The organism is Streptomyces adustus (assembly GCF_009377175.1).
GTDB lineage: Bacteria > Actinomycetota > Actinomycetes > Streptomycetales > Streptomycetaceae > Streptomyces > Streptomyces adustus.
This window is the reverse complement of record NZ_VJZD01000235.1, coordinates 1-14,233: the sequence shown is the minus strand read 5'-3', so window position 1 is coordinate 14,233 and position 14,233 is coordinate 1. Positions and strand designations below refer to the sequence as shown.

The window sequence follows — 14,233 nt, the reverse complement described above, 5'->3', positions numbered from 1 at the left end:
GGGCTTGGGGGCGACCGGCGGCTTCGGAGCAGCCGGACGAGCCGTCTGCGCCGGGGAGGGCGCGCCGGGCTTGGGGGCCGCCTTGCGCGGGGCGGGACGGCCGGCGGACTTGCCGCTGCCACCACCCTGGAAGGCGTCTGTCAGTTTGCGTACTACGGGCGCCTCGATCGTCGAAGACGCCGATCGGACGAACTCACCGAGTTCCTGGAGCTTGGCCATGACGACCTTGCTCTCCACACCGAACTCCTTGGCGAGTTCGTATACCCGGACCTTAGCCACTTCGCTCCTTTTAGGTCCGGGTTGCGGCCGGACCGTCGCTACTTCATGGGCGTACTCATCGCGTGCTCATCGAGTGCTCATCGCAATCTCGACCTACTTCCAACTCGCGGGGTACCTGGGCCGCGCGGAGGTCCGCGCGACGCTTCTTACGGTGTTGCCTGCTCAGCAACGTTCTGTCTGCTCCACGTACTGGCGCAACACCTTTACGTCGAGCGGGCCCGGGACGCGCAGCGCCCTCGGGAACGCCCGGCGGCGTACCGCCAGGTCGAGACAGACCGGGACGGGATGTACATACGCACCCCGGCCGGGCAGCGTACCGCGAGGATCGGGGACACATGCGTCCTCGATCGCCACGATGCGCAGCAGATCAGTCTTGGCCGCTCGCTCCCGGCACCCCACACAGGTGCGTTCAGGGCATACGCGGGCTCGCGTCCGGCCAGACACTGCTAAGTCTACCTCCCCGCACCGACCTCACCCCTTTGGGGCAAAAATCGAACGGTTGTTGTCGTGATCCAAGCAACAAAGGCCGGGATCTATTCCCACTCCCGGGGGAGCGCTACTCGGACACCTGCTCGGTGTCCGGCCGGATGTCGATACGCCAGCCGGTGAGCCGGGCCGCGAGCCGGGCGTTCTGCCCTTCCTTGCCGATCGCCAGCGACAGCTGGTAGTCGGGCACGATCACCCGCGCGGACCGGGTCGAGAGGTCCACGACCTCGACCTTGTTCACCCGCGCCGGGGACAGCGCGTTGCCCACCATCTCGGCCGGGTCGTCCGACCAGTCGACGATGTCGATCTTCTCGCCGTTCAGCTCGGCCATCACGTTGCGCACCCGGCCGCCCATCGGGCCGATGCAGGCGCCCTTGGCGTTCAGGCCCGAACGGGTGGACCGCACGGCGATCTTGGTGCGGTGACCGGCCTCACGCGCGATGGCGGCGATCTCGACGGAACCGTCGGCGATCTCCGGCACCTCCAGCGCGAAGAGCTTCTTCACCAGGTTGGGGTGCGTGCGCGAGAGGGTCACGGACGGACCGCGGACACCCTTCGCCACCCGGACGACGTACGACCGCAGCCGCATCCCGTGCGGATAGGTCTCGCCCGGCACCTGCTCCTGCACCGGCAGGATCGCTTCCAGCTTGCCGATGTCGACCAGCACGTTCTTCGGGTCACGGCCCTGCTGCACCACACCGGTAACGATGTCGCCCTCACGGCCGGCGTACTCGCCGAGCGTCGCGTCGTCCTCGGCGTCGCGCAGACGCTGGAGGATCACCTGCTTGGCCGTGGTGGCGGCGATACGGCCGAAGCCGGACGGGGTGTCGTCGAACTCGCGGGGCTCCTGGCCCTCTTCGAGGTCCTCGGGGTCCTCCTTCGCCCACACGGTCACATGCCCGGTCTCCCGGTTGAGCTCCACGCGCGCGTGACGGCGGCTTCCCTCGGTGCGGTGGTAGGCGATGAGGAGGGCCGACTCGATCGCCTCGACCAGCAGGTCGAAGGAGATCTCCTTCTCCCGCACCAAGCCCCGCAGGGCGCTCATGTCGATGTCCACGGCTACGCCTCCTCCTCTTCCTTCATGTCCTTGCTGTCCTTGCGGTTGAACTCGACCTGGACCCGGGCCTTGGCGATCTCGTCGAAGGCGAGCCTGCGGGAGGTGGCCTTGCGGCCCTTCACTCCCGGCACCTCGACGTCGAGACCGGCCTCGTCGACCGTCAGGATCCGGGCGGTCAGTTCGCCGCCCTCGGTGAGCTGGAACCTCACCAGCCGGTCCTGAGCACGCACGTAGTGACGGTGCTCGGTGAGGGCGCGCTCCGCGCCCGGGGTTCCGACTTCGAGGGTGTACTCGCCCTCGCCCATCGCGTCCGTCTCGTCGAGCTTCGCCGAGAGCGCGCGGCTCACATCGGCGATCCGGTCCAGATCGGCTCCGGTGTCGGAGTCGACGACGACGCTCAGCACCCGCTTGCGGCCAACGGAGTCCACTGCGATCTCTTCGAGATCGAGGCCCTGGGAGGTCACGAGCGGTTCCAGTAGTTCTCGCAGCCTCTCGCTCTGAGTGGTGCTCATCCGGGTGACTCCTCGGCCGCGTGTGCTGTTGTGGGATGGGGCGTGTGTCTGCTCAAAGGGTATCCGGTCGCAGGGAGTGTTGCCGTCCACGTGCACGTGCAGCGGTGCCGATGAGTGATGCCGGGCGGGCGCGCGGGTACCGTGATCACCGGCGGGGCCGCCCTCCCCGTCCGTGTGTTCGCACAAGCCCCCCTGAGGACGACTGCCGTGCCGTACTTCCCGCCACCGCGCACCCCCTCGGGGCCGCGTAGAAGATCCCTGCTCGCCTCCACCGCCGGGGCCGCCCTCCTCGTGGGCTGCTCCCCCACCCGCGAGGACGCCGAGGAGACCGCGAGCCGCGGCCCTTCGGTCACCGAGCGGGCCCGAGCCCGTGCGGCCCAGGACAGCACGGGGATCGTCGAGCGATACGACCTGGTGATCGCCGCGTTTCCGGGGCTGGCCAAGCGGTTGGCGCCGCTGCGGGCCGAGGTGCTCCGGCATGTGACGGCGTTCGGGGGCGTCGAGGCGAAGCCGTCCGCCACCCCGCCCGCCACCGCGTCCGCCACCTCGGCCTCCCCGGCGTCGGGGCCCGACGGGTCGGCCGCGTCCGGGTCCGCGTCGCCCGGGTCGACGCCTTCCGCGTCGGCCTCCTCCGGGCCGGCCGCGGCACCGGGCACCGAGAAGGAGGCGCTCACCGGGCTGGCCGCGGCCGAACGGGCGTTGGCGGACCAGCGCGCCAAGGCGCTGCTGGACGTGCCGGGCGAACTGGCCCGGCTGCTGGCCTCGGTGGCCGCGGCCGGGGCCGCACACGCGTATCTGCTGACGGAGGGGACCAAGTGAGCGGGGCGAAGACTCCGGAACTGGAGGCGTTGCAGGCCGTACTGGCGGCCGAGCACGCGGCGGTGTACGGATACGGCGTCGTCGGCGGGCGGGTCGCCGAGCAGCGGCGCGCGGAGGCGCGGACGGCGTACGACGCGCACCGGGCGCGCCGGGACGCGCTGGTGCGCAAGGTCCGCGACCTGGGCGGCCAGCCGGTCGCGGCGAGCGCCGCGTACGCCTTGCCGTTCCCCGTGGCGGACTCCGCCGCGGCCGTGCGGCTCGCCGCCGAACTGGAGGAACGGGTCGCCGGGGTGTACTCCGACCTGGTGCGGGCGAGCGAGGGCGCACGGCGCGGCGAGGCGGCCGCGGCGCTGCGCGAGGCGGCGGTCCGGGCGGTGCGCTGGCGCGGCGGGAGCGTAGCCTTCCCTGGTCTCGCCGAGTTGGCGGGTACCGGTGCGACCGCGGGGACGAGCGCGGGAGCGAGCGCCGCCGCGGGTGCTGATTCGACGGTGACGCCGGCCTCGGCGTCACCGACGGCGTGACCCTGGAGCGGAAGGAATCGACTCGCGCATGGCTTTCGAACCGCCGCAGCGTCTGGTGCGGGCGCTCGGCGAGACGGCACCGAACGGTGACGCCTGGCTGGAGGGGCTGCCCGAGGCGGCCGGGCAGGCCGTTGCGCTACGCGAGTTGACCGTGGAACGGGTCCAGTTGCCGGGCGGCCGGAGCAGTCTGGTGGTGCTGGTGCGGCGGGCCGACGGCACGCCCGCCGTGCTGAAGCTGGCCCCGGGCCGGGCCCGGCCGGAGAGCGAGCGGGCCGCGCTGGCGCACTGGGCCGGCCTGGGCGCCGTACAACTGCTCGAAGACGTCCGGACGGAGGGTGTGCTCCTGTTGGAGCGGCTGCACCCGGACGTCTCGGTGCGGTCGCTTCCCGAGGCGAAGGCTCTGCTGGAGGCGGCGGGCACGTTGCGCCGGTTGTGGGTCGAGCCGCCGGGCGGCGAGGCCGGGCACGTCTTCGAGACCGTGGGCGAGCGGACCGGTCGGCAGGCCGAGGCGATGGCGGCGAGCGCGGCGGCCGATCCCGAACTGGCCCCGCTGGTCGAGGTCGCCCTCGCGGTGCGTGCGGAACTGCTGGCCGAACCTCCCGAGCACCGGCTGCTGCACGGCACCTTCCGGCAGAGCAAGGTGCTGGCGGGCGAGCGGATGCCGTGGCTGGCGGTGGGGCCGGACCCGGTGGTCGGCGAGTGCGCGTTCGACCTGGCCCGGCTGGTACGGGACCGGGTGGAGGACCTGATCGCCTCTCCGTCGGGCTCGTCGACGACCCGACGCCGGGTGAAGCGGCTCGCGGAGTCGCTGGAGGTGGACCAGGAACGACTGCGCGGCTGGACCCTGTTCCGCGCGGTGGAGTCAGGCGCACGGGCACGGCGCGTGGGCCGAGCGGCGGACGCCGAACTGCTCCTGGAATTCGCGAACTGGCTGTAGCGGTTCAGCGGGCGGACCCGGTCACGGGTCGCGGGCAGACCCGGTCACGGGTCGCGAAGAAAACCGGGCGCGGGTCACGGACGGAACCGGGCGCGGCCAGCGGGCGGAGCCGACTCGTCAGGTCAGGCGGAACCCGGCACGGCACGACAGCCGGAGCCGCGCGCGGGGCTGCGGGCGGAACCGGGCGCAGGCCTGGGGTCGGCACGACAGGCGGAACACGGCACGAGGTCCGAGGAGGAGCCCGGCGCTGCGAGGCGCGTGGCCAGGTCGACGCGACAGGCGGAGCCGGGCGGGGGCAGCGAGCGTAGCCACGCGCGAGGCCGTGGGCGGAGCCGGGCGCGGGTCGCGATCGGCGCCCGGCGCGGGATCGAGCTCGGGGCCGGATCGGTGCGGCGGGCGGGCCGAGCCGGACGTGCGGCCGTGAGCGGAGCCGGACGCAGGGCCGGACGCGAGGTCGTGGGCGGAGCCGGACGCAGGGCCGGGGTCGGTGCGACGGGCGGAAGCCGGCGCGGGGTCGCGGGCGGGGCAGCGCTCCCCTGCTGGAGGGCCCCCGCAGGGGAGCGCTGGTCCGGCCGACGTGCCTCCCGAGCCTGCCAACCGGAGTTCCGCGGGGGTCCGAAGACGTCCCGTGCGGTGGTGTCAGTGCTCGGCGGGCCGCGCCGACGGCTGTTTCTCGGCGGGGACGGCGAACAGGGTCCCCTCGATGGCCAGCAGCCTGGTGTGGCTGCGGATGTGCGCGGCCTGTTCCAGGGCGCCGGGACCGTCCCGTTGCAGCGGTCCGGTGTTGCGCTCGGCGTACGGCACGTGCCCGAACAGCGGGAGGTCCTTGGGCAGAAGGTGCCAGGACAGCTGCTGCTCCCCGGCCACGAGCCGCAGCAGGTGCGTGCCGTCCCCGCCGAGGCCGGCGGCCGGTGTGATGACCGCGCTCGACGGGTGCAGCGCCGCCAGCCAGGCGAGGAGGTGCGCGCGTTCGAAGGCGACGCGGCTCAGCTCCCGCTCGAAGGAGTCGGCGTGGTGCTGCCAGCGGGCCAGCTCCTGTCGGCAGCTGTCCAGATCGACGGAAGGGTGCTTCGGCGGCTCGGTCTCCTGCGGGACGGCACGCCCACGCGGCCTGAGGAAGCGGAACAGGGCGGCCGTGCGGCCGGTGGCACGGTCGGCCCGGGAGCGGCGGGCACGGGAGCCGCCGGCCACGGGCTCTTCGGGCAGCGGGCCCGTCGAAGGTGCGGACATGAAGTACTCCGGTGGCGGTGAACGAGGGATCACTTCCGGGGCGGACTGCCGGGAGTCCCGGCCGCGTCCGGTACACGGTCGCGGCCCAGGGCGTCTTCGTTCCAGCCACGGGTGGAGCCTGTGCGTCGGTAACGACCGGCGCTGCGCGCATTGGCGAGGCGGCAGGCCTCGTCGACGGTCTCGCGCAGGCGCAGATGCCGTTGGTAGGCCGCCCGGGTCCCGCACGGGGCGGGCTGCCCTCGCCGTGCACCGACCGGGGCGCGCCCGGCCGTCAGCTCGACGGACGGCCGCGGCCGCGCCGGGTCCGACTGCCGTTCCAGGGCATAGCGCTGAGGTCCGGTCAGGCCGGCGATGACACCGCTGCGCTGGCACTTGGGCAATCCCTTCTCACGTTTGAGCACGGCGGCCCGGCAATGGGCCAGCACGGGACAGGCCGCGCAGATGGCCACGGCCCTGGACGAGGATCGGCGGGAGAACCAGAGTTCCGCGTCCTGGTGGCGACAGGCGGCGTTCGACTCCCAGGCCCGTGTTCCTTCCGCCCCTCCTCCGGAGCCGGTCGGCCCCCTCGACCGACCGGCGCTCATCGGGGCGGCCCCGCCGGGCCGGCCGCCGGAACCGACGGGACGAGCGGTTCGCGCGGTTCGGCCCAGGACGGCTGGGCCCGTTCGGGCAGCCGCGCCGGTGCCGACGGCGGCTCGGGCTGCGGTGCCGACGGCGGCTGCGCCTGCGGTTCCGGCTCCGGTTCGGACCGCGCCGCCTGATGCGCGTTCGGGTGCGGGTGCGGATGCGGATGCGGAGCCGGCAGGTCCGACCTCGTCCGCGGGTCCGGCAGCTTCGAGACCGTCCGCGGGTCGTACGGGTCCGAAACCGTCCGCAGGTCCTGTGGGTCCGAGACCGTCCGCGGGTCCGGCAGGTCCGTCATCACCCGTGGCCGCGGCACGTCCGACCACCGGTCCGCCGGGGGCAGGGACACCGCCGCCCACGGGCCGTGCGCCTCGGGCCGTACGTCCGCCTTCGGCACCGCCGCCACCCAGGTCCCCGGCGCGTCCGGCACGTCCGGTCGCGGCCGCGTCTCCGCCACCGTCGCCCAAATGTCCGACGCCTCCGGCGGCGCCACCGCCCGGAGCGTGTCCGCCTTCCACGACTCCTGGGCCCGCGACCACACCTCGGGCTCCGGTGTCCGCGACGGCTCGGCCACCGCCCACGGCCCCGGCGTCACCGGCGGCCGCGCCTCGGCCTCCGTCTCCGAGTCCGACACGGCCGGCACCGCCGACACGGCCGGCCTGTCCGCTCCCGCCCACGCTCCGTGCGCTTCCGCCATGACGCGCGGTTCCGGCAGGTTCGGCAGCACCCGCGGTACGGCGGTGTGCGGCGCCGCCTGGGGCAGCTCCACCGGTTCGGGCAGCACCGCCACCTCGGGCCGCCCCGGCGGGGTCGGCGCCGGGCTCGCGGTGACGACCTCGCCGTCGGCCCGCACCGGCGACAACGGCCCCAGGTACGCGGCCACATTGGCGAGGGAGCACCGCTCGGGCCGGCCGTCGAGGGACATCAGGGGCATCCCGTCGCCGCTGCGGCGGCCCTGGAAGTACCAGATGTCGCCGTACGCGTCGCGCTGCGGTAACGCGAGGTCGTACAGGGTCTCGCCGATCCGGAAGGGACGCTTCTCCTCCCCGTCCGTCGCCCCCTGCGGCGCCGCGGCGCCGAGGGCCACCAACGTCACCCGGACGCCGTCGTACTGCCCCTCACCGGTCAGCGTGTGGGGCTCGGTCCGTTCGCCGACGACCGTGATGCCGAAGTACGTGTGCCAGCGCGCCCATTCGGCGGGGCCGTCGACACGGAGCAGGACCCGGACCCGGTCGCCCTCGACGCGGATGGCGTGGGGGCCGGGGTGGTCGTCGAGACGCCGCTCGATGTCCTGGGCGACCCGCTGCGCACGCTCACAGGCGGCGTCCCAGGTCAGGGCCTGCTGTTCGAGTTCGGTGACCGGCCGTCCGGTGCGCGACCAGCCGCCCTCCGGCGTCCGGTACAGCACCACGCCGAAGGAGCGCTCGGGGTCGACGAGGAGACAGGCCGAGTCCAGCGCGTGCGCGAGGGCCGACGCCTGCTCGGTACGGACGGTCGCCAGCACCGTACGGATCACGCGCGCGGCGTGCGGGACGTTTCTGTTCACACTGCCACCGCCCCTGCCGTCCAGCGCAGTTTCTGAAGTGCCCGATGGGTCAGCGCCTTGACGGCACCCACGCTGCGGCCCATCGCCTCGGCCGTCTCCTGGGGCGTCAGCTCGTCGAGGTAGCGCAGTTGGACGCAGTGCCGCTGCTGGGCGTTGAGCGTGTGCAGGGCGGTGCGGACGGTCTCGTGGGCCTCGACGGCCTCCAACTCGCGCAGGGCGAGCGACTCGGGGCCGCGGCCGGGCTCCTGCGGGTCCAGGAACTCGGCGACGGGGGTCTCCAACCGGGTGCGGCCGCGGCCGAGTTCGTCCAGATAAAGGTTCTTGGCAATGGTGATCAGCCAGGCGGCGAACGCCGTGCCCTGCCAGGTGAACGCGTTGATACGGCGCAGCGCGCGGGTGAACACCTCCTGCGTCAGGTCCTCGGCCAGGTGCCGGTTGCGCGTGCGGATGAGCAGGAAGCTGTACACCAGGCGGTAGTGCTCGTAGTAGAGGGTGGCGAACGCCTCCCGGTCGCCTGCGCGGGCCCGGGCGACCAACTCGGGCTCCGGACCGTCCGGAGCGTGGGTGGCGTTGTTCGGTGCGGACACAGTGGGTACTCCCGTCGACGTCGTCGATGCGGAGCGAAGGCCCCCCGCATCTTCAATATCCATGTAGATGTAGATTTCTTCGGCGAACGAACGCCCGGTCGCCCCGCTCCGTGTCGGAACGGGGTGGCCAATGCCGTAAGTGCCTGGGGTGTTTCACGTGCCGTCCTGCAACTCCGCTGCACACGGGCGCCGGAAGGGCGCCCCGCAGATCCCACGGAAAGGGCGCTGCGCGCCCACCTCCACCGGGAGCCGGTGACCCGCCTCCGGAGTTATCTACAGTCTTCACGTAGATGCATACAGTGTCAAGTTATGTACGGAACGCAAGGGGAAGAAGTGACTCCGCGCGTCGCCGCAGGGGGAGCAGAGGGGCGCACTAATGCGTGGCTAGGCCATCAACACTCCAGCGTGCCCCAAGAGCCTGAATTGCCGGTCTGCGATCTACTTGCGCTTGTAGATATCGATGACCGATCCTCTGAGGCGTGACGAACCAGCAGAGCCGCTCAGGAGACCCAGAGGCCGGGGACGATCCGGCACGCCAGGAGGTGGACCTGGTGACTCTGCTCGAACGCCTCCTGGCACAGGCTCCGGGCAAGACCCAGAAGGACCTGGCGTCGGAGGCCGACATCTCGTACCCGACGCTGAACGCGTGGATGAACCGGACCCGCGGCACCTCCCGCATCGACCCGGAGAAGCTTCGCGCCATGGTCGAAGTGTTCCGGCGCTGGGGCGTGCGGACCACGCCCAGGGAGTTCTTCGAGGCGGTCGGCCGCCCCGCACCTGGTCCGAGTGGGGACGAGCGGGAGGCACGGCTCCTCAAGCTGTACCGGCAATTGCCGGAGGCACGTCAGCGCGCGCTCCTGAAGGACGCCGAGGCGATGTTGCAGGTCAGCCGTATCACCTGAGGTCAGCGGCACCATGCCGGGGTCAAAGGCCCGACACACCGGCGTCCCGGCCGGCCTCCAGGTCGAGCCACGCCCCGCGAATGAATATGACCGAAACTCCCCCCAGTCACGACAGCCGTCGGTACCATCAGTCAGCCGCTGACCTCCCGGAGCGGATCACTCGTGTTGTTGTGCATCCCTGGGGAGACAGTTGTGTGCATCCACATTTCAATGGCAGACAATCTGCCAAACATCGCAGTCTGGGACCCGGACGAGGTCAGCATCCGAGTCGCCAGAGGCTTCCGGTTGAGTGATGTGCTCCGGGAAGTACGAGACATCCTCATGATCGACCTGGGCGCTCCGGCGTCACGGGGCGGCCTGTTGCAATGCTTCTGCGGTATGCGGGTCGAGCTCCCGCACGAGCTCGCCCCCTGCGGCCTGCTCACGGCCGAAGTCTGCTGACCCCTCGGCGGCCGATGTCGTCGACAGAGGCCGTTCCCCTCCGTGGTGACGAAGTGTCATGCCTCGCGGAGGGGAACGGGCCTACGGTCCAGCCACGGCCCGCGGGACGTCCGCGGGGCTCGGCCGCCCCGACGGAGGTCCCGGCGAAAAGCCGTACAGCAGGCGTCAGTTCACCAGGCGGGCGATGGCCTCGTCGACCGTCAGCTCCTCGCGCTCACCGGTCTTGCGGTCCTTGAGCTCCAGGACGCCCTCGGCGGAACGGCGGCCCGCCACCAGGATCTGCGGTACGCCGATGAGTTCGGCGTCCGTGAACTTCACACCCGGGGAGACCCCGGGCCGGTCGTCGCACAGGACGCGCAGACCGGCGGCGGCGAGCTTCTCGGCCACGTCGAGGGCGAGTTCGGTCTGGAGGGCCTTGCCCGCGGCGACGACGTGCACGTCGGCCGGCGCGACCTCCCGCGGCCAGCACAGGCCCTGCTCGTCGGCGGTCTGCTCGGCGAGGGCGGCGACCGCGCGCGAGACGCCGACGCCGTAGGAACCCATGGTCACCCGGACCGGCTTGCCCTGCTGGCCGAGGACGTCGAGCTTGAGGGCGTCGGCGTACTTGCGGCCCAGCTGGAAGATGTGGCCGATCTCGATGGCGCGGTCCAGCTTGAGACCGGTACCGCACTTGGGGCAGGGGTCGCCCTCCTGCACCACGACGACGTCGACGTACGTGTCGACCTCGAAGTCACGGCCCGCGACGACGTTCTTCGCGTGCGTGTGCTCCTTGTTGGCTCCGGTGATCCACGCCGTGCCGGGGGCGACGCGCGGGTCGGCGATGTAGGTGACCTTCTCCAGGCCCTGCGGGCCGACATAGCCGCGGACGAGGTCGGCACGGTCCGCGAAGTCGTCGGCGGTGACCAGTTCGACGGCGGCCGGGGCGAAGTGCGCCTCGACCTTGCCCATGTCGACCTCGCGGTCGCCGGGGACGCCCACGGCGACGATCTCGCCGTCGACCTTCACCAGCAGGTTCTTCAGGGTGGCGGAGGCCGGGACACCCAGCGAGGCGGCCAGCGTCTCGATGGTCGGGGTGTCGGGGGTCGGGATCTCCTCGGCGGCCGCCACACCGGAGCCGTCGACGGGCGCGAGCTCGTACGTGATCGCCTCGGTGTTGGCGGCGAAGTCGCAGTTCGGGCAGTCGGCGAAGGTGTCCTCGCCGGCAGCGGCCGGGGCCAGGAACTCCTCGGACTTGGAGCCGCCCATCGCGCCCGCGGTCGCGGCACAGATCCGGTAGTCCAGGCCGAGCCGCTCGAAGATCCGCTGGTAGGCCTGGCGGTGCAGGGCGTACGACTGGGCGAGGCCCTCGTCCTCCAGGTCGAAGGAGTAGGAGTCCTTCATCAGGAACTCACGGCCGCGCAGGATGCCGGCCCGCGGACGGGCCTCGTCACGGAACTTGGTCTGGATCTGGTACAGGATGACCGGCAGGTCCTTGTACGAGGTCGCCTGGTCCTTCACGATCAGCGTGAAGATCTCCTCGTGGGTGGGACCGAGGAGGTAGTCGCCGCCCTTGCGGTCCTGGAGGCGGAACAGCTCGGGGCCGTACTCGTCCCAGCGGCCGGTGGCGTCGTACGGCTCGCGCGGCAGCAGGGCGGGGAGCAGCACCTCCTGGGCGCCGATCGCGTCCATCTCCTCGCGGACGATCCGCTCGACGTTGGCCAGGACCCGCTTGCCGAGCGGCAGCCAGGTCCAGACGCCCGCGGCCGTACGACGGACGTAGCCGGCCCGGACGAGGAGCTTGTGGCTGAGGACCTCGGCGTCCGCCGGGTCGTCGCGCAGCGTCTTCGCCATCAGATTCGACATGCGCTGGACCGGTACGTTCGCCATGGTTCTCGTATCTCCTGCTGCCTGAGGGTGATGTGAGGAGGTTAGCCGGGCGGTCCATCCCGGTGGAAATCGGTTAGTGGCCGGGCTGTCGGCGCAGGAGGGGGAGCGGGGCTCCCATCACCGCGTACGGCTTCGGTGCGCTGGGGAAGAGGACCCGCCGGGCCAGGTCCTCGTAACCGAGGGAGCGGTAGAGGCCGCGGGCCGGGCTCTCGGTGTCGATCGCGGAGAGGATCGAGCGGGGCTCGGTCGCGGTGTCGGTGATCGCGGTGATCAGGGAGCGGCCGACGCCACGGTTCTGGTAGCGCGGATGGACGTGCAGCTCGGTGATCACGAAGGCGTGGTCGAGCCAGAAGTCGAGTCCCTGGGCGCGCAGATACGGCTCCACGACGGTGGACCACCAGTGGGTACGGTCGTTGGGCATGCCGTAGACGAAGCCGGCGAGCCTGCCGTCGGCGGTGGTCGCGCCCAGCGCGCGGGCGCCGGGGTGGGTCATGTGCCGCAGCACGATCTGACGCCGCACGGCGACCTCGTCGGCGCCCAGTCCGAAAGCGACGGCCTGCACGGCGAGCGCGTCGTCGACACGGGCCGACAGGTCGAGCGGGCCGATCACGATGTCGTCGGGTTCGCGGTGTCCGTGACCGGGGATGCGCAGCATGCCGGGGAGACTACAGGGGCCGTCTCGGCCGGAGCGGCTCGGCGAGGGGCGAGGACAAGCACCGCGGCTAGAACAGGATGCTCATGAACGCGCCGACCTCACGGAAGCCCACCTTCTGGTAGGTCCGCCTGGCCGGGGTGTTGAAGTCGTTCACGTACAGGCTCACGACCGGGGCCACATCGGCCAGCGCGTACCGCAGCACGGCCGCCATGCCCGGCGCCGCCAGGCCGGTCCCCCGGTACTCCGGGGCCACCCACACCCCCTGGATCTGGCAGGCCTGGGGGGTGGCCGCGCCGATCTCCGCCTTGAAGGCGACCTTCCCGTGTTCGTCGAGGCGGGCGAAGGAGCGGCCGGATCCGACGAGCTCCGCCACTCGCGCCTGGTACAGCAGGCCGCCGTCGCCGGCCATCGGGGAGATGCCGACCTCCTCGGTGAACATCGCCACGCAGGCCGGCATGATCGTTTCCATCTCGTCCTTGCGGACGCGGCGGACGTACGGGTCCGGGGCGACGTCGTCGGGCATCCGGTCGGTGACCATGAGTGGCTGGTGGCCGCGGATCTCGCGGGCCGGGCCCCAGCTGGGTTCGAGCAGTCGCCACAGCTGCGCGGTGGGCTCGGCGGGTCCGACGATGGAGGAGCAGCGGCGGCCGGCCCGACGCGCGCGGTCCGCGAAGGCGCGGACGGCGCGGGGGGTGGCGCAGATCGGGACGAGGTTGGCGCCCGCGTAGCACAGGGACGTCAGCATGCCGTCCTCGTACCAGCCCCACATCTCGCCGCCGAGGCGCCAGGGGTCCAGTCCCGCGACCTGGACCCGGGAGGTCACGAAGGCGTTCGTGACCGGGTCGCGGTCGAGGACGGCGAGTGCGGCGTCCAGGTCGCTCGGTTCGAGGACCCGTGAGGTGGTCTGGGTCAACAAGCGGGGGGCCTCACACTGGGGTCTGCTGATCTCCGCACTGTACCTGCCGAAAATGTGGCGCGCCGCCCCACGGGACGGCCGAGTGCGGAAAGCACGGGCCGGCGGCGGAACCCGGCCGCGGTAGCGCCCGCGCACCGTGCCCGCCACGGCCCCGGCACCCCAGGTCCTCCGACGGCCCGCCGGGGCCGTGTCCCGGGCAGGACCGCGGCCCTGCCGGGAGCTCGACGGTACGGGCGGTGCTCGGCGGCGCGGGCAGTGCTCAGCGGCGCGGGCAGTGCTCGGCAGCGCGGGCGGTGCTGGTGGCGCGGGCGGTGCCCGGTGCTTCGGGCGGGAGCCCAACGGCCCCGGTGAAGCTCAGCCGCAGGGGTGGTGCCCGTCGGTACGGCGTCGGCCGCGGGCACGGGCGGAACCCGGTCGTTCGACATCAGCCGCGGGCACGGGCGGAACTTGGTCGTTCGGCGTCCGCCGAGGGCACGGGCGGAACCCGGTCGTACGACATCAGCCGCGGACACGACGTCAGCCGGGAGTACGGTGACGGCCGGGCCCCCTGTGGGCCCGGCCGTTCGTTCGTCGGTCTGTGACGGAGACCGTGGGTCAGCCCGCGACGGAGACCGAGGGCTCGCCCGAGGCGATTCCGTCCGCCTCCATCTGCTCGGCGATCTTCATCGCCTCCTCGATCAGGGTCTCCACGATCTTGGACTCGGGGACGGTCTTGATGACCTCGCCCTTGACGAAGATCTGGCCCTTGCCGTTGCCGGACGCCACACCCAGGTCCGCCTCACGCGCCTCGCCCGGACCGTTCACCACACAGCCCATGACCGCGACCCGCAGCGGGACCTCCATCCCCTCAAGACC

16 protein-coding genes and 1 pseudogene are annotated in these 14,233 nt (G+C 72.2%); 5 read left to right on the top strand and 12 right to left on the bottom strand.

What is annotated here, in order from left to right:
• The 4 genes from FNH09_RS36945 to rimP all read right to left on the bottom strand — a co-directional run.
• Positions 1-279, bottom strand: a 279-nt coding sequence (locus tag FNH09_RS36945; RefSeq protein WP_162469669.1) for a translation initiation factor IF-2 N-terminal domain-containing protein, incomplete at its 3' end; no start/stop codon positions are given.
• Between the two features lie 162 nt (positions 280-441).
• Positions 442-723, bottom strand: coding sequence for a DUF448 domain-containing protein (locus tag FNH09_RS36940; protein ID WP_162469668.1), 282 nt, complete (start codon positions 721-723; stop codon positions 442-444).
• A gap of 112 nt (positions 724-835) precedes the next feature.
• Positions 836-1,822 carry a transcription termination factor NusA gene (nusA, locus tag FNH09_RS36935; protein ID WP_162469667.1) on the bottom strand — a complete coding sequence of 329 codons (987 nt, stop codon included), beginning with the start codon at positions 1,820-1,822 and terminating at the stop codon, positions 836-838.
• A 2-nt stretch (positions 1,823-1,824) separates the two neighbouring features.
• The gene (gene rimP, locus FNH09_RS36930) at positions 1,825-2,334 is read right to left on the bottom strand and encodes a ribosome maturation factor RimP (protein ID WP_152894248.1); all 510 of its coding nucleotides are present in this window, start codon (positions 2,332-2,334) and stop codon (positions 1,825-1,827) included.
• A gap of 207 nt (positions 2,335-2,541) precedes the next feature.
• On the opposite strand from rimP, the gene FNH09_RS36920 reads away from it, so the two are divergent.
• From FNH09_RS36920 to FNH09_RS36910, 3 genes are read left to right on the top strand one after another with little or no spacing between them, the layout of a single operon-like run.
• Positions 2,542-3,153 carry a hypothetical protein gene (locus tag FNH09_RS36920; protein WP_162469666.1) on the top strand — a complete coding sequence of 204 codons (612 nt, stop codon included), beginning with the start codon at positions 2,542-2,544 and terminating at the stop codon, positions 3,151-3,153.
• On the top strand, positions 3,150-3,674 hold the full coding sequence (locus FNH09_RS36915) for a DUF4439 domain-containing protein (RefSeq protein WP_162469665.1): 525 nt from the start codon (positions 3,150-3,152) through the stop codon (positions 3,672-3,674). The genes FNH09_RS36920 and FNH09_RS36915 overlap by 4 nt, the downstream gene beginning before the upstream one ends.
• A 28-nt stretch (positions 3,675-3,702) precedes the next feature.
• Positions 3,703-4,611: an aminoglycoside phosphotransferase family protein gene (locus FNH09_RS36910; protein ID WP_152894247.1), complete on the top strand. Its 909-nt coding sequence runs from the start codon at positions 3,703-3,705 to the stop codon at positions 4,609-4,611.
• A 639-nt stretch (positions 4,612-5,250) separates the two neighbouring features.
• Here FNH09_RS36910 and FNH09_RS36905 read toward each other — a convergent pair.
• The 4 genes from FNH09_RS36905 to FNH09_RS36890 are packed head-to-tail and all read right to left on the bottom strand — an operon-like array spanning position 5,251 to position 8,598.
• The gene (locus FNH09_RS36905; protein WP_152894246.1) at positions 5,251-5,841 is read right to left on the bottom strand and encodes a hypothetical protein; all 591 of its coding nucleotides are present in this window, start codon (positions 5,839-5,841) and stop codon (positions 5,251-5,253) included.
• Between the two features lie 29 nt (positions 5,842-5,870).
• Entirely contained in the window at positions 5,871-6,425 is a 555-nt protein-coding gene (locus tag FNH09_RS50335; protein ID WP_152894245.1) for a WhiB family transcriptional regulator, read from the bottom strand.
• Complete coding sequence (locus tag FNH09_RS49135) at positions 6,422-8,011, bottom strand: BN159_2729 family protein (RefSeq protein WP_338017804.1); 1,590 nt, start codon at positions 8,009-8,011, stop codon at positions 6,422-6,424. Before FNH09_RS49135 ends, FNH09_RS50335 begins: the two co-directional genes overlap by 4 nt.
• A complete protein-coding gene (locus FNH09_RS36890; RefSeq protein WP_162469664.1) occupies positions 8,008-8,598 on the bottom strand; it encodes a sigma-70 family RNA polymerase sigma factor in 591 nt (196 codons plus the stop codon). Before FNH09_RS36890 ends, FNH09_RS49135 begins: the two co-directional genes overlap by 4 nt.
• Before the next feature lie 479 nt (positions 8,599-9,077).
• Here FNH09_RS36890 and FNH09_RS49960 point away from each other — a divergent pair, with 479 nt between their 5' ends.
• Positions 9,078-9,500, top strand: a complete 423-nt coding sequence (locus FNH09_RS49960; RefSeq protein WP_162469663.1) for a helix-turn-helix domain-containing protein — start codon at positions 9,078-9,080, stop codon at positions 9,498-9,500.
• Positions 9,501-9,710: 210 nt separating this feature from the next.
• Positions 9,711-9,941, top strand: coding sequence for a hypothetical protein (locus tag FNH09_RS36880; protein ID WP_152894243.1), 231 nt, complete (start codon positions 9,711-9,713; stop codon positions 9,939-9,941).
• A 165-nt stretch (positions 9,942-10,106) separates the two neighbouring features.
• Here the strand turns inward: FNH09_RS36880 and FNH09_RS36875 are convergent, their stop codons facing one another.
• From FNH09_RS36875 to FNH09_RS36860, 4 genes and pseudogenes are all read right to left on the bottom strand, one after another.
• Positions 10,107-11,807 (bottom strand): proline--tRNA ligase, encoded by a 1,701-nt coding sequence (locus FNH09_RS36875; protein ID WP_152894242.1) that lies wholly within the window; start codon positions 11,805-11,807, stop codon positions 10,107-10,109.
• 73 nt (positions 11,808-11,880) lie between these two features.
• Entirely contained in the window at positions 11,881-12,462 is a 582-nt protein-coding gene (locus FNH09_RS36870; protein WP_152894241.1) for a GNAT family N-acetyltransferase, read from the bottom strand.
• Between the two features lie 67 nt (positions 12,463-12,529).
• Positions 12,530-13,378, bottom strand: a complete 849-nt coding sequence (locus FNH09_RS36865) for a GNAT family N-acetyltransferase (protein WP_152894240.1) — start codon at positions 13,376-13,378, stop codon at positions 12,530-12,532.
• A 594-nt stretch (positions 13,379-13,972) separates the two neighbouring features.
• Positions 13,973-14,233: pseudogene (locus tag FNH09_RS36860) on the bottom strand (flavodoxin-dependent (E)-4-hydroxy-3-methylbut-2-enyl-diphosphate synthase); the annotation flags it as partial.